This is a genomic window from Mycobacterium intracellulare ATCC 13950, from assembly GCF_000277125.1.
Classification (GTDB): domain Bacteria; phylum Actinomycetota; class Actinomycetes; order Mycobacteriales; family Mycobacteriaceae; genus Mycobacterium; species Mycobacterium intracellulare.
On sequence record NC_016946.1, the window covers coordinates 3,591,782 to 3,611,476 of the forward strand.

The following is a 19,695-nucleotide window of genomic DNA, read 5'->3' on the forward strand; positions in this document are numbered from 1 at the left end:
ACGATTACCGGCAGTTTACTCCGCGCTCACATACGCCGAACCGCCGCCGTGACCCACGGTAGCCGGGGGCTTCCGGCTTGTAATTGCGCGCCACCTGTGAATAGGCCCCAAGGATTCTGCGGACAACCTGGCGAAGCGGGCGCCCGGCGGTTGACCGGCGCCGAAGACTGCGGGATTCTTCTGAGCGGAGAGTATTTCTGTAGATCAGAGGGAGTCATGGCGCACCGGGACGGCGGATTGCTCGAAGTCTTCGAGAACGTGCGCCGCGGGATGATCCCCGCGCACATCTACAACGACAAGGAACTGTTCGCGCTGGAGAAGGAACGGCTGTTCGGCCGGGCGTGGACGTTCGTGGGGCACGAGTCCGAAATCCCGCACGACGGCGACTACGTGGTGCGCCGGGTGCTCGACGACTCGTTCATCATCACCCGGGATTCCGCCGGCGAGGTGCGGGCCCTGTTCAATATGTGCCTGCATCGCGGGATGCAGGTCTGTCGCGCGGAGATGGGAAACGCCTCCAACTTCCGCTGCCCGTACCACGGCTGGACCTACCGCAACGACGGACGGCTCACCGGGCTGCCGTTCCACCGCGAGGCCTACGGCGGCGACGAGGGGTTCGCCAAGGACCAAACCCTGTTGCCCGCACCGAATTTCGCGAGCTACAACGGCCTGCTGTTCATCAGCCTGGATCCGAATGCCGAACCGCTGGAAGACTTCCTGGGCGACTTCAGGTTCTACCTGGACTACTACACCAAGCAGAGCGCCGGCGGCGTCGAGGTGCGGGGGCCGCAGCGCTGGCGGATCAAAGCGAACTGGAAGATCGGCGCGGAGAACTTCGCCGGCGACATGTACCACACCCCACACACCCACGCGTCGATCGTCGAGATCGGCCTGTTCCGCGAGCCGAAAGCCCAGAAGCGCAAGGACGGCGCCACCTACTGGGCGCACCGCGGCGGGGGCACCACCTACAAACTGCCCCCCGGTGGCTTCGAGGAGCGGATGGGCTACGTCGGCTACCCCGCCGAGATGATCGGCCGGATCAAGGACGTGTGGACGCCGCAACAGCAGCGGGTCGTCGGTGAGGACGGGTTCATGATCTCCGCGGCGACCTGCTTTCCGAACCTGAGTTTCGTGCACAACTGGCCCAAGGTGCGCGATCGCGATGACGAGGTGCTGCCGTTCATCTCGATCCGGTTGTGGCAACCCATCAGCGAGAACGAGACCGAAGTGTGTTCGTGGTTCGCCGTGGACTCCGCCGCTCCCCCGCAGTACAAACAGGATTCGTACAAGGCGTATCTGATGTGCTTCGGGTCGACGGGCATGTTCGAACAGGACGATGTGGAGAACTGGGTGTCGCTGACCACCACCGCGGGCGGTTCGATGGCGCGGCGGCTGCTGCTGAACAGCCGCATGGGCCTGCTCGCCGACGACCGACCCGTCGTCGAGCCGTTGGCGCCCAACGCGTTTCACGGCCCCGGACGCGCCCAGGTCGGCTACAACGAGCACAACCAGCGAGCGCTTTTGACCATGTGGGCCGACTACCTGCAGGGGGCCGGCGCATGAGAAAGCCCCTGCCCTTCAGCGACGCTCGACACCTCGAGGCGCACCAGTTCCTGGTGGACGAGGCGTACCTGCTCGACGCCCAACGGTATGAGGCGTGGCTGGACACGCTGACCGACGACGTCCGCTACACCATGCCGGTGCGGGTCACCGCCGCGCGCGGCGCCGGATTCGACGCGTCGCCCTTTCCCGAGCCCGGAATGGCCCATTTCGATGAGGACAAGTACTCCCTGACCCAGCGGGTCGCGCGAATGGGCACCGAGCACGTGTGGGCCGAGGACCCGCCGTCGCGGCTGCGGCACTTCATCACCAACGTGCGCACCTTCGAGTGCGACGATTCCGAGGACGTGGTCGTCGAATCGGCCGAGCTGCTGTTCCGCAGCCGCGGGGACGTCAACGAGGCCGCCCTGCTGTCCTGCGGGCGCGAGGACCTCCTGCGCCGGTGTGGCGATCGCTTCAAGCTGGCGCGGCGCACCATCCTCGCCGACGAATCGGTGCTACGGATGCAGAACCTGGCGGTGTTCCTATGAGCGACGAACCCATCACGATCGCCAACGAATTCACCGAGGTCGTGGTGCGCCGGATCGACACCCGCAACGGGTCACGCCTGCTGATCAGCGCCCCCAGGTCCGGGGAGTCGATCACCCTCGACGCGCTCGAGGTCGAGGCCTTGACCTGGCAGAACCCCCGTACTCTGGCCGCCATGGTCGGCAATTCCCACGCGCCGCTGCTGCCCGACGATCCCGAGGAGCGCGATGACGGGCTGGCTTGAGGGCAAGCGCGCACTGGTCGTCGGCGCGGGTTCGGGAATCGGGCGCGCCATCCTCGACGCGTTTCGCGCCGAGGGCGCGAAAGTCGCCGCGCTGGAACGCGTTCCGGAGAAGTGCGCCGCGCTGCGCGCGCAGCTGCCCGACGCACCGGTGACCGAGGGCGACGCGACCGCCTACGACGCCAACGAACGGGCCGTCACCGCCGCGGTGGACGCCTTCGGTGGGCTGGACACGCTGGTCAACTGTGTCGGAATCTTCGACTTCTACAGGGGCATCGGCGACATCGACCCGCCCGACCTGCCCGGCGCGTTCGACGAGATGTTTCGCACCAACGTGCTCAGCCATATGCAGTCGGTCAAGGCGGCGATCCCGGCGCTGCGGCACGCGGAAGGGGCCTCGATCGTGCTGACCGAGTCCGCCTCGTCGTTCTACCCGGGACGCGGCGGCGCGCTCTACGTCGCCTCGAAATTCGCGGTGCGCGGCCTGGTTTCGGCGCTGGCCCACGAGTTGGCGCCGGGGATCCGGGTCAACGGGGTGGCGCCCGGCGGCACGCTGAACACCGATCTGCGCGGCCTCGCCAGCCTGGGGCTGGGCGACACCCGGCTCGACGACAGACCCGGCCGGGCCCGCGAGGTGGCGGACCGCACTCCCCTGCACGTCGCGCTCACCGGCGAAGACCACGCGTTCAGTTATGTGTTCCTGGCGTCCGACCGCTCCCGCGGGATCACCGGCGAAACCGTGCGTCCCGATGGCGGATTCGGCCTCGGCGCGACGAAACCCGACCCGAAAGGGACCGAACCATGACCGACCGGCTGGAGCGGCAGCGAACCCTGGTCGCGCAGGGGTGCCGCGTCGCGGCCGCCCGCGGCCTGGTCGACGGCATCCTCGGCCACCTGAGCCAGCGGGTCGACGACGAGCGCCTGCTGGTGCGCTGCCGCAGCGACGCCGACGACGGGGTGGCGTTCACCCGGCCCAGCGACATCCGGCTGGTCCGATTCGACGGCAGCCCCGGCGCCCCAGGCGAACTCGACGGGTACCGGGTGCCCAACGAACTGCCCATCCACGTCGAAACCATGCTCGCCGACCCGCGCCACACGGCCGTCGCGCACCTGCACCCGCCGGCGGTGGTCGCCGCCGATTTGGCCGGCATCACGATCCGGCCCATCTACGGCGCCTACGACATTCCCGGCGCCTGGCTGGCGCGCGGCGGTGTCCCCGTCTACGAACGCGCCGTGCTGATCCGGGATTCGCGGCTGGGCAAGGAGATGGTGGCGGCCATGCGCGGTGCGCCCGTGGTGATCTGCCGCGGACACGGAATCACCAGCGCCGCGGCCACGGTGCCGCAGGCGGTGCTGCAGGCGATCAGCCTCGACGCGCTGGCCCGCATGGCGTTGCGAGTGCGCGCGGCCGGCGGCACGCTGCGCGACATCGACGACGCGGACTGGGAGGACCTGCCGGATCTGGGGCCCGCGCTCACCGCCGAGGCGGCCTGGCGCCACGAAGTGGCGCGGCTCCCGTCGGGGCCCGCGTCGTCGCCGGCCTAGCTAGCCGAGCTGATCGCCAATCTCCTTGGCGGCGTTGACAAGTGCGGCGGCCACCGCCGGGTACCGGGAGGGGTCCAGCCGGTGTTGCGGCGCGGCGGCGTTGAGCGCGAGCCGCAGGCCGGGCGCCCGGGCAGGGATGGGCACGGCGACCGAGGCGACGCCCTCCTCGCTCTCCTCCCGGTTCGTGGCGTAGCCGCGTTCGCGGATGCCCGACAGCTCGGCTTCCAGCTCGGCGCGGCTGGCGATCGAATGCGAGGTGATGCGCTCGAGCCGCTCGCGCGGCAGCAGCGCACGCAATTCCGGTGGCGACAACTGGGCCAGCATCACCTTGCCCGTCGAGGTGCAATGCGCGGGCATCGTGCGGCCCAGCCGGGACGCCACCCGCACCGCGGCCGGCCCCTCGACGGCGGCCACGAAGCGGACGCTGGCGCCGTCCAGCATGCCGACGTGCACGGTCTCGCGCAGCTGTTCGCTGAGGCCGCGCAGGACGGGTGCGGCGGATCGCGCGATGTCGATGCGGCCGAAGATCGCGAACGCCACCCCGGTCAATGACGGGCCGGGCAGGTACGCCTTGGACACCGGGTCTTGCCGGACGAACCCGCGGTAGGCCAGCATCGCCAGCAACCGGTGCGCGGTCGACGACGCCACACCCAGATAGCGGGTCGCCTCGCTCAACCGGATCTGGGGTTGTTCGCCCAGCAGCAACAGCAGTCGCAGCGCATTGTCGACCGATTCGATCGGATACTGCGGCGCAAGCGAATCGGCGGGCGCCGCCGCGGCGACATCCCGTGCGGCGCGCTCGCGCTTGGGTGGCATGGCTCAACGGTAACCAGTGGGCGCCGGACGCAGGTGGGTTTCGTCCCGTGGGCCTGGGCGCCGCAAGCGAATTGAAACGCGCACCTTGGGGCGCGGATCGTGGGCCGGTCAGGCATCCTTGACGCATGAATGTGGAGCCCTTGCTGCACTCGATCCCGCCGCTGGCCGTCTACGTGGTGGTCGGCGGTGTGGTCGGGATCGAGAGCCTGGGCATCCCGCTGCCGGGCGAGATCGTGTTGGTGACCGCGGCCCTGATGTCGTCGCATCACGACCTGGCCGTCAATCCGATCGGGGTCGGCGCCGCCGCGGTGATCGGCGCGGTGATCGGAGATTCGATCGGGTACGCGATCGGGCGCCGCTTCGGCATGCCGCTCTTCGACCGGCTCGGCCGGCGATTCCCCAAGCATTTCGGTCCCGGACACGTCGCGCTCGCCGAGAAGCTGTTCAACCGGTGGGGCGCGCGGGCCGTCTTCCTGGGCCGGTTCATCGCGCTGTTGCGGATTCTGGCCGGGCCGCTGGCGGGTGCGTTGAAGATGCACTATCCGCGGTTCCTGGCGGCCAACGTCTCGGGCGCCATTTGCTGGGCGGGCGGCACGACCGCGCTGGTGTACTTCGCCGGCATCGCGGCCGAACGCTGGCTGGAGCGGTTCTCCTGGATCGGGCTGGTGGTCGCCGTGGTGGCCGGTCTCACCGCGGCAATCCTGTTGCGCGAGCGCACATCACGGGCGATTGCGGAATTGGAGGCCGAGCATCACAGCAAGACCGCGGAGGCCGCCACGCAAGCCGACACGGTCTGACTAAACGGCCTCGCTGGTGTCCGCCACCAGCGGCGGCCGGTGTTCGTCGATCAGGGCGCGGGCCATCCGGCGGGCGCGTTTCGCCGCGTCGAGGTCCCCGACGGCGGCGAGGATGATGGCGCCCTTCATCAGGATGTGCCACGACGACGCGAAGTCTTCGATGTCGGTCAACCCCGCTGCGATCGCGCGGCCGCGCACGATGTCGCGGACGTGGTCGATGTGGGTGATGCAGGCCTGTCCGGCCGGATGGTCCGGCCCGACTTCGAGCAGCACGTTGATGAACGAGCAGCCCTCGTATCCGTCGCGGAGCTGGAACCAGTCGTGCATGACGTCGAAGATCGCCAGCAACTGTTCCTCGGGGGTGGTACCGCGCTGCCGCGACTGCTCCTCGATCAAACCGTGCGTCCAAAGCTGCTCGCGGCGCTGCAGCACGGCCAGCACCAGGTCGGTCTTGGTGGCGAAATGGCGGTACAGCGTCGCCCTGGCGACACAGGCCCGCGCGATCACCTCGTCGGTGCCCACGGCGCGGATGCCGCGGCGGCTGAACAGCTCATATGCCGCGGTCAGCACGCGCTCACGCGCCGACGCGGCAGGCGTCCCGACATCGGAGGTTGTCATACGGGCCTTACCGTACTCTTAGCCCCGGACCCGTAGACAGACCGCCCTGTCTCGTTATACAAATGAGATTCGCATCCGCGAACAGTCGGTCTTCAGACACTAGGACGGGCATCCTCGCGGCGTCTCGGACGCCGGTCGATCAGGGGGTCCATCATGAACTCAGCCATTGCGGAACAATTGCCCACCACTCACCTCATGCTGAGCACCAAGCTGGTGTACGAGCTGGGCGATCCGCACAGCACGCTACGGGCGACGGCCGATCGTTGCGGGCCGGCGGTGCTGATCTACGCGGGGGGCGAGATCGACGCGTGCAACGAGCACACCTGGCGCCACCTGGTCAGCGAGGCCGCCGGCGTCGTCACCGCGCCCGGCCCGTTCGTCGTCGACGTCACCGGGCTCGAGTTCATGGGCTGCTGCGCGTTCGCGGTGCTCGCCGACGAGGCGAAGCGCTGCCAGAAACGCGGCATCGATCTGCGGCTGGTGAGCTGCGAGCCGATCGTCGCCCGCATCATCGACGCGTGCGGGCTCGGCGGCGTGCTGCCCATCTACCCCACCGTCGACTCCGCGTTGTCCGCGGCCGCGCGCTGGTAACCACACGGCACTGCTCGGCCGTAATCGGCTGAATGAGCGGCCATCCCACCGTCGGCGCGGAGGAAGAGTTTCTCCTCGTCGACCCGCGAACCGGTGAGCCGTCCCCGCGCAACGCCGACGTGGCGGCCGAGGCCGAGCGCCGCGGCGTCGCGCTGCAGCTGGAACTGAGCAGCTGCCAGGTGGAAACCACTTCCGACGTGGCGGCGAGCGCCGCCGAGCTCGGTGAGGAACTGCGCCGGCTGCGGCGCACCGCGGCGCAGGCCGCGCAAGCGGTCGGCGTCCAGCTGCTGGCCTGCGGGCTTCCGCCGGCCACCCCGCACGCGTTCCCGGTCACCGACACCCCGCGCTACCGCCGGATCGGCGACGAGTTCGGGATGATCGCCCACGAGCAGGGCATCTGCGGATGCCATGTGCACGTGCAGGTGCCCGACCGCGCCGCGGCCATCCATGTCAGCAACTGGCTGCGGCCGTGGCTGCCGTCATTGCTTGCGCTGTCGGCCAATTCGCGGGTGTACCGCAACGCCGACAGCGGCTACGCGAGCTGGCGCAGCGTGCTGTGGAGGCGCTGGCCGGCCGCAGGAGCGCCGCCGTTTTTCGCCTCGCCCGGCGAATACGACGACGCGGTACGCATGCTGGTCGACACCGGGGTGATCCTCGACAAGGACATGATCTATTGGGACGTGCGCCCTTCGGCGGAGTTCCCGACGGTGGAGGTCCGCGTGGCCGACGTGCCCGCCACGGTCGACGAGACCGTGCTGCTGGCCACGTTGATCAGGGCCGCCGTGATGACGGCGCTCGACTCACCCGACGACGCCCGCCGCCTGCCGCCCGGCGCGCTGCGCGCGGCGTATTGGAAGGCCGCGCACGACGGGTTGTCCGGGCACACACTCGATTTGATCCACGGCCGCGGGGCGGTGCCGGCGCGTGAGCAACTGGGAGCGCTCGTGCAACGGGTCCGCCCGGCGCTCGAGTCGCTGGGGGAATACGGGCACGTCGTCCACGAACTCGACCGCGTCGCGACGCGGGGCAACGGGGCGATGCGGCAGCTTCGGGCGTGGCGCCAGCGCGGCGAGGTGGCGGACGTCATCGCCGAAGCCGCCGCGGCCACGCTGAGTTGAGCTCGTTGCCGCACAACCATTCTCGTCAGGCCACCGCGAGCAGCCGATACAGCCCGATCAGGCCGACGACCACGATGATGGCGCGCAGCGCGTTGCCCGATAGCCGGCGCCCGTAACGCGCCCCGAGCAGGCCACCGACCAGCGAGCCCGCCGCGATCAGCCCCGCGGCCGGCCAGCTGATCCGGTCGAACGCCGCGGCCGTATAGGCAACGGCGGCAACCACATTCACCACCAGGGCCAGGAGGTTTTTGGCGGCGTTCATGCGTTGCACCGACTCCGGCAGCAACGCCCCATCAGCCCGACCAGCAAAATGCCCTGGGCGGCGGTGAAATAGCCGCCGTAGACGCCGACGGCGAAGGTGCCCAGCACCAGCGTCGCCATCCGCCCCGGCGGGACGTGCTCGGGTGAGCGGCCCGCCTGCGCGGCGCGCCGGGCGGTCCACGCCTGGATCCGCGGCCCGATCACCACCAGCGCCAGCGCCAGCACCAGCAGCACCGGCACGATCTCGGCGAACACCCTTCTCGGGCAGATGCAACAGCAGATAGGCGCCCAGCGTCGCGCCGGCCAGCGAGGCCGGCAGCTGCCAGCGCAACCGATCCCACTGACCGCGCAACTCGGCTCGGTAGCCCCAGGTGGCCGACACGCTGCCGGCGACCAGGCCCGTCGCATTCGACATGGTGGCCGTCACGGGCGGAAAGCCGAGCGCAACCAGCGTCGGGAAGGTGATCAGGGTGCCGGAGCCGACCAGCGCGTTGATCGCCCCGGCCGCCAGTCCGGCCAGGCATATGAGGAACATCTGAAATGGCGACACCGAAGAAAAACCTTAGCCTGCCGCCGATTTCGTCCCGAGGGCGACCACTACTCCGCTCAGGCGGGCGGGGCCTCGGCACCGCGCTCGACCCCGGTGCGCAGCTTGACCGACGCCGAATACGCCAGCGTCCGGAAATGCAGGACCGGATCGTCGGAGGGCTCGATGCCGTCGGCCACCCGCATCGGGTCGAACACCACGATGTCGCCGCCGTGTTCGCGCTCGGTGTCCAGACCGGTGATCTGCAGGGAGCCGACGGTGACGATCTGGGTGCTCTGCCAGGCCGACGACGGGTCCACCGTGGAGTCGGTGGGCCCGGCGATCTGCACCCGGAAGTCGAACCGCACCGGTCCACCGTCCAGCCGCGTCGCCAGCTCGTCGGTGAGGAAGTCCGGATCCTTGCCGTGGGCGTCCGACACCGACAGGTACTCCTCGGCCGCGATCGGAACCAGGTGGTAGCGAACGAATCTGGCGCTGCTGTCGGCGGCGATCCAGCGGAAGGCGTGCAGGCCGTGGTATTCGGTGGTGGCGTAGCTGGCCGGGATCCGGTTGGCCTCCCGCAGGATGGGCAACCTGCCGAGTAGCCCCGGGTGGGTGAGCAGGTGCTTGCCCATGCGCAGCGGCGTCGTCAGGCCGGGCCGCATCGCCTTGAGCAGATCAATGAAGCCGTCCGGCGTGCTGGAGACGAAGAGCCGGGCGGTCTGCGTGGAGACGTCGGTGGTGGAGCCGTCGGGCAGGGTGAACTTCACCGCCATCCCACGCACGCCGGGCCGGCCGTCGCGCTGCTTGGGGTTGCCCGATCCGTTGGAGAACCGGATCAGCGCCGGGACCGGCGAGCCGTCGAGATGGCTTGCGCGCGAGAGCATTACCGCGTCGCGGGCCGCGGTGAACGTGCCCCGGTACAGGGTGCCCTTCGCATGCAGCGCGCGGCAGCCCGGCCGAGCGCCGCCGGCGCCCCGGATCGCCTCGATCGCTTGGTCAGGGGTTAATCCACCGCTCATGGACGAATCTTAGTGGCATTTGAATCGCAGTGGTATCAGCTGGGAAAGCCGAAGAGTTCGACGACCCCGTGGTCGCGACCGGCCGTGTAGCCGCCGTCGACGGCGAGGGCCTGACCGCTGACGAAGGAGGCGTCGGGCGACAGCAGGAAGGCGGCCATCGCCGCGATCTCCTCGGGCTGTCCCAGCCGTTGCAGCGCGTGCTCCTTGGTGATGGAGGCGAGCGGGCCCTCCATCCCGGGAATGCTGAACACGCTGTGCGCCATCGGTGTTTCGATAAAGCCGGGACAGATGACGTTCGCCCGGATGCCGCTCGGCCCGTAGTCGAGGGCGATGTTCTTGGTGAGCAGCACGACGCCGCCCTTGGCCGCGTTGTAGGAGCTGCCGCCGGCGGTGCCCTCCAGGCCCTCGACGCTGGCGACGGTCACGATCGAGCCCCGCTCACCCTCGGCGCGGGGTTGGTCGATCATCCTGGCCAGGGCCGCCTTGGCGACCAGGAAGGTGCCGGTGAGGTTGATCCCGATCACGCGGTCCCATTCGGCGCGGTCGAGCAGGTGCACCGGGCCTCCCCCGGCGACACCGGCGGCGTGGAAGAGGCCGTCGAGGCGGCCCGGCACCGCGTCCAGGACCGCCGCGATCGCGGCCTCGTCGGTCACGTCGGCGGGCACGAACGTGAACCGCGGGCCCAGATCATCGGGCGGTGCCGCCAGGTCGGCGCCGACGACGGTGCCGCCCTCGGCCAATAACCGTCGCGCGGTGGCCAGCCCGATTCCGGAGGCGGCGCCGGTCACGACGAAGGTGCGGGAGCGGGCGCGATCGGGGTTCACCATGTCGGATCCTCCTCGGGGCGGGTCGGGCGGCCCCGTCATGGTGACACACCGGCCCGGGATCAGTTCGCGGATACCGGATTTGCGATAGCCGCGCTGGATCGACTCATAGCGAGCCCATCTTGGACATCGGCCCTGGCGCCGGAGGACGATAGGACCGCGCTCGAATCCGCGCCGCCCAGAGAGTGAGGAACAACGATGTCATCGACTCAGCCGCAGGCGCCCTCCCCGCGTGCAACCGGCCGGCGGGCGCTGAGAGCGGTCGCCGCCGCGGCGGTCGTCCTCGTCGGCCCCCACGCACCCGTCGGGATAGCGCTGGCCTCCGGCGAGGCGATCGCCATCGCGCAGGGCGTCTCGGTCACCCCCGCGCCCGGCTGGACGCTGGGAAACCGCGGCCCGAACTGGGTGGCGCTGAACAACGCCGACACCAGCGCGCAGATGCGGATCACCGTCAAACACGCCGGCGGCACCGACGCCGCGGCGGTTCTGCAAGCCGACATCGACCAGTACGTGAGCGGCGCATCGGCCATCTTGACCGGTGTGAATCGATTGACGGCTCCCGACGTCACGCCGCTGCAGGGGCCCAACTTTCAGCAGCAAGCGTCCCTCAACTACACGGCCGGCGTGGTGAACCCGCAGGGCACGATTCCGGTGATCGGCACGTTCACCGAGCTGCTGAACACGTCGAACGGGCGCTCGGCATTCATCGACTTCCGGCAAGGCAGCGGCGCGACCACCCAAGCCGCGGGCGACGGCGGAATGATGGTCGGCTCCATGGAATGACGCCCCGCCGTCGGGCGCGGCACAGCGATCCCGTATTACCGAGTGGAACACATCGAACGCGGAGGGGTTCATGCCACAAACCGACACGGCGGAGACGCTCGCCGGGATCGTCGAACGACACGCCCTGCAGCGGCCCGAGGCGATCGCGATCCGCTACGGCGAGCGCCAGTGGTCGTGGGCCGACTGGAGCTCGCGGATCCGTCGCGCCGCGGGGGCGCTGCGCGACGCCGGGATCGAGCGGGGCCAGTGCGTGGCGTTCCTGGACAAGAACCATCCCGCCTGCCTCGAGGTGCTGATCGCCGGGGCCTCCATCGGAGTGGTCACCACCGTCGTCAACTGGCGGGTGATCGGCGACGAGCTCGTCCACGTGCTCGCCGACAGCGGGGCCCGCGTGCTGCTGGTCGGCGCTGAGCTGCGCGCCGCCGCCGAGGCGGCCGCCGAGCGGGTACCCGGCCTGGAACGCATCATCGAGGTCGGCGAGGAGTACGAATCGTTGCTCGCCGCGGCGTCACCGGCCGAGGCCGACGCGGGGCTCGACCCGAACGAGACCGCGCTGGTGATCTACAGCTCGGGCACCACCGGACGGCCCAAGGGCGTGCTGCTCAGCCAGCGCGCGCTGGTCAATCACGCGGCGAACCTCGCGCCGGCGTTCCCGTTCGCCGACGGGGACGCGAACCTGGTCGCCATGCCGCTGTTCCATGTGGGCGGGATCGGCTACGCGCTGTTCGGGATCCGTTCGGGCGCACCGAGTTTCCTGACCCGCGAACCCGATGCCGCGACGCTGATCGGCGCGGTGCGCGCCGGCGCCACCCACGCGTTCTTCGTGCCGCCGGTGATCGCCCGGTTCCTGCAGGCGGGTGAGGCGGCGACCGCCGCCATCGCCGGCCTGCGCTACATCGTCTACGGCGCGGCGCCGATGCCGCTGCCGTTGCTGCATCGGGCGCTGTCGACGTGGCCGGGCACGAAATTCGTGCAGGTGTACGGGCAGACCGAGCTGTGCGGCGCGGTGACGGCCCTGTCCGACGCCGACCACCGCGATTCGGCGCGACCCGAATTGCAACTCTCGGCCGGAAAGGCGGTGCTGGGCTGCGAGATTCGCATCGTCGACCCCGAGACGGGCGCCTCGTTGCCGCCCGGACAGTCCGGTGAGGTGTGGGTGCGCAGCAACCAGAACATGACCGGGTACCTCAACCGCCCGGAGGCGACCGCCGAGACGATCACCGCCGACGACTGGGTGCGCACCGGCGACGTCGGGCGCCTCGACGCCGACGACTACGTCTACATCGAGGACCGCCTCAAGGACATGATCATCACCGGCGGTGAGAACGTGTACGGCCCCGAGGTGGAAAGCGTGCTCATCGAGCATCCCGCCGTGGCCGATGCCGCGGTGATCGGGGTGCCCGACGACTTCTGGGGAGAGTCGGTCAAGGCGATCGTGGTGGCCGACGGCGAGGCCGATCCCGCCGGCATCATCGAATTCTGTCGACAGCATCTGGCGGGCTTCAAATGCCCACGCACCGTGGATTTCGTGTCGGAGCTCCCCCGCAACGCGAGCGGGAAGATCCTCAAAACGCAGCTGCGGGAACCGTTTTGGCGAGACCGGTCCCGCGGAATATGAGCGGCCGTGTGGACGCGCGGCGGCGTGACTGCGCGATCAGTGTGCTGGGCGGCCCGACGACGGTGATCGACATCGCGGGCCGCAGGATCGTGATGGACCCGACCTTCGACCCGCCCGGGGTGCACGCCTACCTGACCAAGCTGACCGGTCCCGCGGTGAGCGCCGGCGCCCTGGGCCCGGTGGATGCGGTGTTGGTCAGCCACGACCAGCATCCCGACAACTTCGACGACGACGGCCGGCGCATGGCGGTGGCCGCGCCGCTGCTGCTCACCCATCCCGGGGCGGCCGGCCGGCTGGGCCCGCCCGCGGTCGGGTTGGCGCCCTGGGAATCCCATGAGCTTGGCGGTGGGCCCGGATCGCTTACCGCGCAAGCGGTTCCGGCCGTGCACGGCCCCGCCGACGGGCAACGGGACGACGGCGGCCACATCAACTGCGAGGTGACCGGCTTTGTGCTGTCGGGGCCCGGGTTGCCGACGGTGTACCTCAGCGGCGACAACGCCTCGATGAGCGCGGTCAAGGACGTCGCCGATCGGGTCGGGCAGGTCGATATCGCGGTGCTGTTCGCCGGGGCGGCGAGCGTGCCCACCAAGGAGCGCGGGCGGCCGTTGACGCTGACCGCGGCGCGCGCGGCCGCCGCCGCCGAGGTGCTCGGCGCCAAGGCGGTGATCCCGGCCCATGTCGACGGCTGGGCCCACTTCAGCGAGGGCGTCGACGAATTCGTCGCCGCGTTCGATCAGGCCGGCATCAGCAGCCTGCTCAAGGTTGCGCCCCACGGGGAATGGATCGAGTTATAGGCGTCCCTCGACGCGCAGTTCCGGATGCACCCAGTCGGGCGAGCGGCGTTCCTTGAACGAGCGGAAGCCCTCGATGGCCTCGGCGTCGGACAGGCTGGAGGTCATGCCGATCCGGTCATACAGGCCCAGGTAACTGTCGATGCTGGACTTGATGACGCCGCGGGCGCGCGGCGCGGTCCGACAGCATTGCGCGAGTACGTCTTTCGCCGCGTCCAGCAGGCCCTCGTGCGGCACCACCCGGGTGACCAGGCCCCAGTCGAGGGCTTCGACCGCGGTCAGCACCCGTCCGGTGAACATGAGGTCGCGGGTGCGCACCGGACCGATGACGCGGGTGAGCATCTGGCTGTAGTAGGTGTCTGCGTAGCCGCGGAACAACTCGGGCACCCGGAAGGTCGCCCGATCGCTCACCACCGACAGGTCGCTGCACAGCGCGATCTGGAATCCGCCGCCCTGGCACAGCCCGTTGACCGCGGACACGATGGGCTTGGCCGAGGTGCGCACCGCGTCGAACGGCGTCACGTCCATGCCCAGCGCGGAGCCGAACGTGATCCAGTTGTCCTCGCCTCCCCCGCCGCCCATGTCGCCGCCGGGCGCGAAGACATCGCCGGTTCCGGTGAGCACCAGCCCGGCCAGGTCCGGGTCCTCGTTGAGACGTCCGACGGCATAACGGATTCCGAAGTACATCGCGGGGCTCAGGGCGTTGCGCGCGTCGGGGCGGTCGATGGTGCACACCGCGATCGGTCCCTGGCGCTCGAAGCGCAGATAGGGCGTGCCCAGCCAGTCTCCCTCGGGAGGGCGGGGGGTGCTCGGCGGAGTCGAAGGGTTCTGCGCCACGGGGCTCCTCTCGGGTCGGCGCCGCTACTGTAGCTCTTACAGTATCCGCGGGGCCGGGCGCCACCCCGAATGCGGTTTCAGGGCCGGCCGCGGCTCTCGGTGCCCACCAGAAGCAAACCCGGGGCTTTGGCGGGATTTTTCAGGGCTTGGCCAACCCGCGGGCGGCTGGACCGTTGATGCTCGAGCGGATCTCGAGCCGTGTCTCCCATGATCCCTTCCTCTGTTGCTGTGAGTCGTCCTCTACAGCTGTACCCATCGCGCGGGCGGGTAGTAGTCGCTCGGATCGGAAGCGCTATTCGTTGATGGACGCGGGCTTTCGCGAAGCCGCTCGCGTTATCGCAGGATCTGCGCGAGCTTTCGCCACCGCCGATGCCGATGGCGAAACATGAGCCGGACGAAGGCGCGGGTCAGTAGGCCATGCAGGCCGTCGTCGGTTTCGATCTCGTCGGTGTAGCGGCAGCTGCGCTCGTCGATGGGTTCAAACGTCAGGCGGTGGTTCCACGTGCGGACCGGTCCCCCGTGCTCGTTGGTGTAGATCTCGGTCGGTTCGAGGCGCTTGATGGTGAGGTGGTGGGTCCAGGCGGGGATCACGCCGAACCACCAGAACCGCGCCGATCCCTGGGTGCCGACCTCGATGCGCTCGGGGACGTCGAGGCGGTAGATCCGCAGCACGGGGCTCAGCACATGGCGCATCAGCTCGGGCTTGCGGGCCAGGGCGGCCGCGGTCTCGGCGGGGATCGGCAGCTCGGTAGTTAGGGTTACCTTACTCACTCGGTTCATGGTGGCCCAGCGGGCGCGTTCCGGCAAGGGCAGCGTGTCCTCGGGGGTGTGGCGGCGACTTCGTCTCGCCGAGCGGTTAACCCGACACGGCGCACCAAGCGGGCCGCGCCCAGGACGCGCGGGTGATGCCACTTCGCTGCAGGAGGGGGCCAGCGAGAAAGCCGGGTTGATGGGGGCCAACTGCTCAGTGACCTGGGTCGATGTGTGGTCCCGGCTGGGATCGAACCAGCGACCTTCCGCGTGTGAAGCGGACGCTCTCCCACTGAGCCACGGGACCGGCGCCGAGATGGCGAACGACGTCGAAGACTAGCACGTGCAGACCCCGACGATACCGGCCGCATCGGCATGCCGGGCGCGACGCGATAGCCTAGACACGGCTCGTACCAAGAAATTTGTATGTGCCCGCTCACGTGGACTATCGTCGTGCTTCGCACCGGGCGACGATCTCGTCCGAGGCGCGCGGATGTAGCGCAGTTGGTAGCGCATCACCTTGCCAAGGTGAGGGTCGCGGGTTCGAATCCCGTCATCCGCTCGAAGGTGCAAGTGGCGTGGACCCCAACGGTGGAGTGGCCGAGTGGTGAGGCAACGGCCTGCAAAGCCGTGCACACGGGTTCGATTCCCGTCTCCACCTCCAAGCTTTGGTTTCCCCGGCGCGATTAGCTCAGCGGGAGAGCGCTTCCCTGACACGGAAGAGGTCACTGGTTCAATCCCAGTATCGCGCACCAGGTTTCGTAAAGTTCAGAGGCATAATCTGCGACGCGAATCAGTTCGCATGAACTGCATGTGAACTGGTCACAAAGGGCGCTAGCAACCTTTCTGAGAGGTAGCTAGCCATGACCACGACCAACCATCGCCCCGTTGATTCCACCACCCGTTCTTGCTGCCATGGCATCGGCCGGCACACGCCCAACTGCCTTGAGTCGTCCGAGCTCATTGAGGGCATCCACGGTTCCTGGCTGGGGCGGCGCGGCATCTTCCGCCATTCGCAGCCGAGCGCCGAGGACGCCATTGTCATATCCAAAGCCTGCGGTCATCCGGTCTCGCACGTTATGTCGACCGCGGTTTCGGGGGAGTTCTCCGGTGAGGTTGTCGGCGAATTGATCCGCTGGGCCGACGGCCATGACGACAGCATCACCTTCGAGGCGCGCATCGATGGCACCCCGGATAGCGCCGGAATATCCGACATCGCCGCCTACAGCTACGAGGACATCTTGGCTTTAGCGAAGGTCAGCAACGACCTTCGCTCCGAGTGGGCGGCCATTCTGGAAGGCAGAAGATGAGTCACTATCGAAGCCACGCGATCGACGGGGGCACGATGACCACACACGACGATGAGCGCAAGCTCGATCATCTCCGAACCGAATTGGTGCAGCGATTCGAGGAACATCCCGCCGATTATTGGCCGGCGCGCCTCATTGCGGCCCTCATCGCGGTCTTCGATCTCGAGTTCGGTGTTCCTGATAGCGACCCGCCAAAAGGCCGCGGGTTGCGGGTCGTGCGGTGAATAATCCTGTTGGGGGACACGTGCGAACACGAGGTCCGGGAATGAGCGTCAACGAGCACGATGACGGCCAGCCGGTGACGGCCGCCGGGCCGGCGAATGATGCGACGGAGTTCCTGCCGCGGGCGCCCCAACCGGGCCGAGAGTTGGCGTGGTCGCAGGATGATGATGTTCCTGAGCCTGTGGTGTTGTCGTGGTGGTCGGCGTGGGGTGTGACAGCGGTGATCGTCGTGTGTGCTGCGGTTGCTGTGTTGGCGGTCGCCGCGGTCGGGTATGCGTTGCTGCAGGAGCAGCGCGGCCGGGCGCCTGAGTTGCCTACGGGTGCGACGTTGGCGCCGCCGACGTCATGGTCGCCTCTTCCAGAATCGAGCCGGGGAGATCCTGATGTGGTGGCCCAGGCGCCGCGGCCGGTGAAGACGATGGCGCCGACGCCTGTGGCTGTCCCGCCTAGCGTGTCGACGATGGTGGTGACACCGACACCTGTCGCGGCGGCGCCGCCGCGGCCGTCGGCGGCCGAGCTCGACGAGCGGTACCTCTCGGCGATGACCGCCGGCGGCCTACAGATCACCGACGTCCACACCGTGCTCACCGGCGCCCGCAACGTGTGCCGGTTCCTCGAGGCCGGGCACACGGAACCCGAAGCAGTACAGGTGGCGATGGGCAACAACGCGAGCCTCACCGACGCAAACGCACACACACTGGTGGACTCAGCGATCCAGGTCTACTGCCCCAACGCTAAGTAACCGATTCGCCTGACAGTCCGCTTCCACGCCCGTACGCTCTGTGATCTGGGGATTGGAGTCGAAATGTCTGCTGTCACCGCGCGTATCAGCCTCGTCGTCGTCTTGGCGCTCACGGCGGTAATCGCCAGTGGCTGCACCCTTCCCGGCAGTGATGCCGGCACGCTCGGCTGGATGGGCTAGTTCGGGGACCACGCCCTAACTACTAAATGGGTCGTCGGCGTCGTCGTCGGCTGGCATGGTGGTGGCAAGGTTCGCCTCGGCAGACGGGGTGCACCCTAGCTCTCGCGCGAGGGTGAGCAGGTCGCGCATGGCGGCCCGCGCAGTGGCCACCACGGGATTGACCGTCACTCGGCCGCTCCGCTTGTTGGCAGTCGTGAAACCCTGCGCCTGATACGCATTCACAGCCTGGACGAGCTGATCCCAGGCGAGGCAGTAAGCGGCCAGCACGCCAAGGTCTATCTCCTTGAGCAGATCGAGCCGCTCAAGCTCCGGGACGGTGCGCTCCCACATGTCGCGCGCATCCGGCGGCAGCCAGTCCGGGCAATCTGGTGCACACCGCTCGAATTTCGGCGGTGTCGGCACCTTCCGGCCACCCGAGTCACGTCCCGGCCCGACACCGTTCAACAGCTTCAGCGCAGCCGGCGCCGAGGCTGGACCACGTTTACCCATATCGTCAGCTCCCTTGCGGATCGGGTGGTCCTGCGGCGGGGCCGCTCACCGGGAACTCACCGAAGCGGCTGCGGTCCCCGCCGCAGGAAGCTTTCTATGCGGTCGTCGGGATCGACAGCAGCCGGAACGCGTTGGGGATGACCACGTCTGAGCCGGTGCGGAACCACAACAGAGCGCCGCGCTGCCCGGTGGGCCGGCGGTTAGCACCGAACAAGTGGGGCACCAGCTCGAGCGTGCTCCCGATACGATCGACGATCACGAACCCGGCGGCGAAGTCGCCATACAGCAGCGAGTAATTCGATTCGCTCGCGGCGGGGTTGATGGTTCCGTCCATGTTGGAGTTTTCAAAAACCTTGCGGCCCAACAACATCGGAGGATTCGCGGCCATTTCGGGGAACTTCAACGCCCCGTTGGAGGTCTCGAACTGCCGCAAGCTGTTGAGGATCGCCAGGTTCGCATTCCACGATGCGCGCGGCTGGAAACGCGGCGGCAACGCATTCTGTACCGCATAAACGTCGTCGGGGGACAGTGTTTCGGCGGTCTTGGGAGACACGAGCGAACCGGACGCGGCGGCTACTGCGGTGATGACACCGGTGGGCTGCCCGGATCCGCTACCTGTGGTGTACGCGGTGGCGGTGAGCTGGTCAGCGGCATCGGCGAGCAGCTTGGACAGCTCTTGCATGAATCCGAGCGCGTCGCCTTCGACTTCGAAACTGAACGGCACGAACGCATCACCCTTGGACACCGGGATCGACGGGCCATCCAGCGTAGGGCTGGCATCGGCGACCTCGGCGGCTTCTGCGGTCCACTCGGCGGTCACACCGGCGCTGGTGACGCCTTGCCAGGTGTCGCTGGTGGTTTGCGCGACGCGGCTGATCTGGCGCAGCGGATTCGTCGAGCCATCCGAGGTCAACATGATCGTCGGGTCCAGCGTCAACGGCACCATGTATCCGCCGGCGCTGTCCGTGAGCGACATTGCGCGCTGCTCGGCTTGCACCTCCGCCACGGCCCGGTAGGCGGCGGCCTCTTCGCCCGTCCAGGTCAGATGCCCATGCGTAGGGTTGCCCACCAGTTTGGCGAACGCGCGCTCGTATGCCTCGGCGCCAGCCGCGGCCGCGTAACGCTGCGTCCAGGTTTGTGAGGGAGCCGGACCCGAGCACATGAGGGCTTCGACCAGCTCGGCGCCGCGCTCGTTGAGCTTGCCGGCTTTGACGTGGCGTTCAAGCACGCGCATCGCGTCGTCGCGCTGCCGGACAGCGGGCGAGCGGTCCTCATCGCGGTCGCCGCGGTCCTGGGGGCTGCCGGCTTCGGTGCGAAGCTCACCGGCGGCCAAGCGCTGCACCAGGTCGCGGGCCGCGGTGGTCCGCTGACGTTCCTGGTCACGGATCTGCTCGGCGCGGGCCCGCAGGGCCTCGAAGCGCTCGGCGTCGGCGCCGGCCAGGTCGCCGGTCGTCGAATCGAGCAGCTCCTGCGCCGCAGCGCGGGTCTGCTCAATGGTCATGTCGTTGATTGCAATTTCAGTCATG

Annotated in this window: 22 protein-coding genes, 4 tRNA genes and 1 pseudogene; 17 read left to right on the forward strand and 10 right to left on the reverse strand. The window is 68.7% G+C overall.

Annotation, left to right across the window (positions count from 1 at the left end):
- The first annotated feature begins 216 nt into the window (after positions 1-216).
- From OCU_RS41180 to OCU_RS41200, 5 genes are read left to right on the forward strand one after another with little or no spacing between them, the layout of a single operon-like run.
- Positions 217-1,563, forward strand: coding sequence for an aromatic-ring-hydroxylating dioxygenase subunit alpha (locus OCU_RS41180; protein WP_014380539.1), 1,347 nt, complete (start codon positions 217-219; stop codon positions 1,561-1,563).
- The gene (locus tag OCU_RS41185; protein ID WP_014380540.1) at positions 1,560-2,090 is read left to right on the forward strand and encodes a 3-phenylpropionate/cinnamic acid dioxygenase subunit beta; all 531 of its coding nucleotides are present in this window, start codon (positions 1,560-1,562) and stop codon (positions 2,088-2,090) included. Before OCU_RS41180 ends, OCU_RS41185 begins: the two co-directional genes overlap by 4 nt.
- Positions 2,087-2,332: a hypothetical protein gene (locus tag OCU_RS41190; RefSeq protein WP_008258372.1), complete on the forward strand. Its 246-nt coding sequence runs from the start codon at positions 2,087-2,089 to the stop codon at positions 2,330-2,332. Before OCU_RS41185 ends, OCU_RS41190 begins: the two co-directional genes overlap by 4 nt.
- Positions 2,316-3,134, forward strand: a complete 819-nt coding sequence (gene hcaB / locus OCU_RS41195; RefSeq protein WP_014380541.1) for a 3-(cis-5,6-dihydroxycyclohexa-1,3-dien-1-yl)propanoate dehydrogenase — start codon at positions 2,316-2,318, stop codon at positions 3,132-3,134. The genes OCU_RS41190 and hcaB overlap by 17 nt, the downstream gene beginning before the upstream one ends.
- Positions 3,131-3,874: a class II aldolase/adducin family protein gene (locus OCU_RS41200; RefSeq protein WP_009952636.1), complete on the forward strand. Its 744-nt coding sequence runs from the start codon at positions 3,131-3,133 to the stop codon at positions 3,872-3,874. Before hcaB ends, OCU_RS41200 begins: the two co-directional genes overlap by 4 nt.
- On the opposite strand, the gene OCU_RS41205 is transcribed toward OCU_RS41200, so the two are convergent.
- Positions 3,875-4,690 carry an IclR family transcriptional regulator gene (locus OCU_RS41205; RefSeq protein WP_014380542.1) on the reverse strand — a complete coding sequence of 272 codons (816 nt, stop codon included), beginning with the start codon at positions 4,688-4,690 and terminating at the stop codon, positions 3,875-3,877.
- 125 nt (positions 4,691-4,815) lie between these two features.
- Here OCU_RS41205 and OCU_RS41210 point away from each other — a divergent pair, with 125 nt between their 5' ends.
- A complete protein-coding gene (locus tag OCU_RS41210) occupies positions 4,816-5,487 on the forward strand; it encodes a DedA family protein (protein ID WP_014380543.1) in 672 nt (223 codons plus the stop codon).
- Here the strand turns inward: OCU_RS41210 and OCU_RS41215 are convergent, their stop codons facing one another.
- On the reverse strand, positions 5,488-6,105 hold the full coding sequence (locus OCU_RS41215; protein ID WP_041787080.1) for a TetR/AcrR family transcriptional regulator: 618 nt from the start codon (positions 6,103-6,105) through the stop codon (positions 5,488-5,490). It abuts the gene before it with no gap.
- Between the two features lie 153 nt (positions 6,106-6,258).
- On the opposite strand from OCU_RS41215, the gene OCU_RS41220 reads away from it, so the two are divergent.
- Together OCU_RS41220 and OCU_RS41225 are read left to right on the forward strand one after the other, a co-directional pair.
- A complete protein-coding gene (locus tag OCU_RS41220; RefSeq protein WP_009952641.1) occupies positions 6,259-6,696 on the forward strand; it encodes an anti-sigma factor antagonist in 438 nt (145 codons plus the stop codon).
- Between the two features lie 32 nt (positions 6,697-6,728).
- A complete protein-coding gene (locus tag OCU_RS41225; RefSeq protein ID WP_014380545.1) occupies positions 6,729-7,814 on the forward strand; it encodes a glutamate--cysteine ligase in 1,086 nt (361 codons plus the stop codon).
- 25 nt (positions 7,815-7,839) lie between these two features.
- Here OCU_RS41225 and OCU_RS41230 read toward each other — a convergent pair.
- The 3 genes and pseudogenes from OCU_RS41230 to OCU_RS41240 form a co-directional block, all read right to left on the reverse strand.
- Positions 7,840-8,610, reverse strand: a pseudogene (locus OCU_RS41230) (sulfite exporter TauE/SafE family protein).
- A gap of 71 nt (positions 8,611-8,681) precedes the next feature.
- On the reverse strand, positions 8,682-9,623 hold the full coding sequence (locus tag OCU_RS41235) for a catalase family peroxidase (protein ID WP_014380548.1): 942 nt from the start codon (positions 9,621-9,623) through the stop codon (positions 8,682-8,684).
- A gap of 35 nt (positions 9,624-9,658) precedes the next feature.
- Entirely contained in the window at positions 9,659-10,450 is a 792-nt protein-coding gene (locus OCU_RS41240; RefSeq protein ID WP_014380549.1) for an SDR family NAD(P)-dependent oxidoreductase, read from the reverse strand.
- 195 nt (positions 10,451-10,645) lie between these two features.
- Between OCU_RS41240 and OCU_RS41245 the strand changes: the two genes are divergently transcribed.
- From OCU_RS41245 to OCU_RS41255, 3 genes are all read left to right on the forward strand, one after another.
- Positions 10,646-11,230: a hypothetical protein gene (locus OCU_RS41245; protein ID WP_014380550.1), complete on the forward strand. Its 585-nt coding sequence runs from the start codon at positions 10,646-10,648 to the stop codon at positions 11,228-11,230.
- Between the two features lie 70 nt (positions 11,231-11,300).
- Entirely contained in the window at positions 11,301-12,848 is a 1,548-nt protein-coding gene (locus OCU_RS41250; RefSeq protein WP_014380551.1) for a long-chain-fatty-acid--CoA ligase, read from the forward strand.
- 8 nt (positions 12,849-12,856) lie between these two features.
- Complete coding sequence (locus tag OCU_RS41255; protein ID WP_014380552.1) at positions 12,857-13,642, forward strand: MBL fold metallo-hydrolase; 786 nt, start codon at positions 12,857-12,859, stop codon at positions 13,640-13,642.
- Here the strand turns inward: OCU_RS41255 and OCU_RS41260 are convergent.
- From OCU_RS41260 to OCU_RS41270, 3 genes are all read right to left on the reverse strand, one after another.
- A complete protein-coding gene (locus OCU_RS41260; protein ID WP_014380553.1) occupies positions 13,637-14,476 on the reverse strand; it encodes an enoyl-CoA hydratase/isomerase family protein in 840 nt (279 codons plus the stop codon). The two genes, OCU_RS41255 and OCU_RS41260, sit on opposite strands and share 6 nt — an antisense overlap.
- Before the next feature lie 333 nt (positions 14,477-14,809).
- Entirely contained in the window at positions 14,810-15,247 is a 438-nt protein-coding gene (locus tag OCU_RS41265; protein WP_080587940.1) for an SRPBCC family protein, read from the reverse strand.
- Between the two features lie 214 nt (positions 15,248-15,461).
- Positions 15,462-15,533 (reverse strand) — tRNA-Val (locus OCU_RS41270).
- 182 nt (positions 15,534-15,715) lie between these two features.
- Here OCU_RS41270 and OCU_RS41275 point away from each other — a divergent pair.
- From OCU_RS41275 to OCU_RS50565, 6 genes are all read left to right on the forward strand, one after another.
- Positions 15,716-15,788 (forward strand) — tRNA-Gly (locus OCU_RS41275).
- Between the two features lie 28 nt (positions 15,789-15,816).
- A tRNA-Cys gene (locus OCU_RS41280) sits at positions 15,817-15,890 on the forward strand.
- A 16-nt stretch (positions 15,891-15,906) separates the two neighbouring features.
- Positions 15,907-15,981: transfer RNA gene (locus tag OCU_RS41285), tRNA-Val, on the forward strand.
- A 108-nt stretch (positions 15,982-16,089) separates the two neighbouring features.
- The gene (locus OCU_RS41290) at positions 16,090-16,536 is read left to right on the forward strand and encodes a hypothetical protein (RefSeq protein WP_041787081.1); all 447 of its coding nucleotides are present in this window, start codon (positions 16,090-16,092) and stop codon (positions 16,534-16,536) included.
- Between the two features lie 35 nt (positions 16,537-16,571).
- The gene (locus tag OCU_RS41295) at positions 16,572-16,760 is read left to right on the forward strand and encodes a hypothetical protein (protein WP_148278275.1); all 189 of its coding nucleotides are present in this window, start codon (positions 16,572-16,574) and stop codon (positions 16,758-16,760) included.
- Positions 16,761-16,801: 41 nt separating this feature from the next.
- The gene (locus OCU_RS50565; protein WP_014380557.1) at positions 16,802-17,500 is read left to right on the forward strand and encodes a DUF732 domain-containing protein; all 699 of its coding nucleotides are present in this window, start codon (positions 16,802-16,804) and stop codon (positions 17,498-17,500) included.
- Between the two features lie 195 nt (positions 17,501-17,695).
- Here OCU_RS50565 and OCU_RS41305 read toward each other — a convergent pair whose 3' ends face one another.
- Both OCU_RS41305 and OCU_RS41310 read right to left on the reverse strand, forming a co-directional pair.
- Positions 17,696-18,169, reverse strand: coding sequence for a phage terminase small subunit P27 family (locus OCU_RS41305; protein ID WP_041787084.1), 474 nt, complete (start codon positions 18,167-18,169; stop codon positions 17,696-17,698).
- A 94-nt stretch (positions 18,170-18,263) separates the two neighbouring features.
- Positions 18,264-19,694 (reverse strand): phage major capsid protein, encoded by a 1,431-nt coding sequence (locus tag OCU_RS41310; protein WP_014380560.1) that lies wholly within the window; start codon positions 19,692-19,694, stop codon positions 18,264-18,266.
- Position 19,695: the final 1 nt, after the last annotated feature.

Excerpts from the sequence above, each read along its gene's own strand:
- OCU_RS41180 (WP_014380539.1), top strand. The coding sequence starts at position 217 with ATGGCGCACCGGGACGGCGGATTGCTCGAAGTCTTCGAGAACGTGCGC.
- OCU_RS41185 (WP_014380540.1), top strand. The coding sequence starts at position 1,560 with ATGAGAAAGCCCCTGCCCTTCAGCGACGCTCGACACCTCGAGGCGCAC.
- OCU_RS50565 (WP_014380557.1), top strand. The coding sequence starts at position 16,802 with ATGAGCGTCAACGAGCACGATGACGGCCAGCCGGTGACGGCCGCCGGG.
- OCU_RS41210 (WP_014380543.1), top strand. The coding sequence starts at position 4,816 with ATGAATGTGGAGCCCTTGCTGCACTCGATCCCGCCGCTGGCCGTCTAC.
- OCU_RS41295 (WP_148278275.1), top strand. The coding sequence starts at position 16,572 with ATGACCACACACGACGATGAGCGCAAGCTCGATCATCTCCGAACCGAA.
- OCU_RS41225 (WP_014380545.1), top strand. The coding sequence starts at position 6,729 with ATGAGCGGCCATCCCACCGTCGGCGCGGAGGAAGAGTTTCTCCTCGTC.
- OCU_RS41305 (WP_041787084.1), bottom strand. The coding sequence starts at position 18,169 with ATGGGTAAACGTGGTCCAGCCTCGGCGCCGGCTGCGCTGAAGCTGTTG.
- hcaB (WP_014380541.1), top strand. The coding sequence starts at position 2,316 with ATGACGGGCTGGCTTGAGGGCAAGCGCGCACTGGTCGTCGGCGCGGGT.
- OCU_RS41200 (WP_009952636.1), top strand. The coding sequence starts at position 3,131 with ATGACCGACCGGCTGGAGCGGCAGCGAACCCTGGTCGCGCAGGGGTGC.
- OCU_RS41235 (WP_014380548.1), bottom strand. The coding sequence starts at position 9,623 with ATGAGCGGTGGATTAACCCCTGACCAAGCGATCGAGGCGATCCGGGGC.
- OCU_RS41290 (WP_041787081.1), top strand. The coding sequence starts at position 16,090 with ATGACCACGACCAACCATCGCCCCGTTGATTCCACCACCCGTTCTTGC.
- OCU_RS41220 (WP_009952641.1), top strand. The coding sequence starts at position 6,259 with ATGAACTCAGCCATTGCGGAACAATTGCCCACCACTCACCTCATGCTG.
- OCU_RS41215 (WP_041787080.1), bottom strand. The coding sequence starts at position 6,105 with ATGACAACCTCCGATGTCGGGACGCCTGCCGCGTCGGCGCGTGAGCGC.
- OCU_RS41205 (WP_014380542.1), bottom strand. The coding sequence starts at position 4,690 with ATGCCACCCAAGCGCGAGCGCGCCGCACGGGATGTCGCCGCGGCGGCG.
- OCU_RS41250 (WP_014380551.1), top strand. The coding sequence starts at position 11,301 with ATGCCACAAACCGACACGGCGGAGACGCTCGCCGGGATCGTCGAACGA.
- OCU_RS41240 (WP_014380549.1), bottom strand. The coding sequence starts at position 10,450 with ATGGTGAACCCCGATCGCGCCCGCTCCCGCACCTTCGTCGTGACCGGC.
- OCU_RS41190 (WP_008258372.1), top strand. The coding sequence starts at position 2,087 with ATGAGCGACGAACCCATCACGATCGCCAACGAATTCACCGAGGTCGTG.
- OCU_RS41310 (WP_014380560.1), bottom strand. The coding sequence starts at position 19,694 with ATGACTGAAATTGCAATCAACGACATGACCATTGAGCAGACCCGCGCT.
- OCU_RS41245 (WP_014380550.1), top strand. The coding sequence starts at position 10,646 with ATGTCATCGACTCAGCCGCAGGCGCCCTCCCCGCGTGCAACCGGCCGG.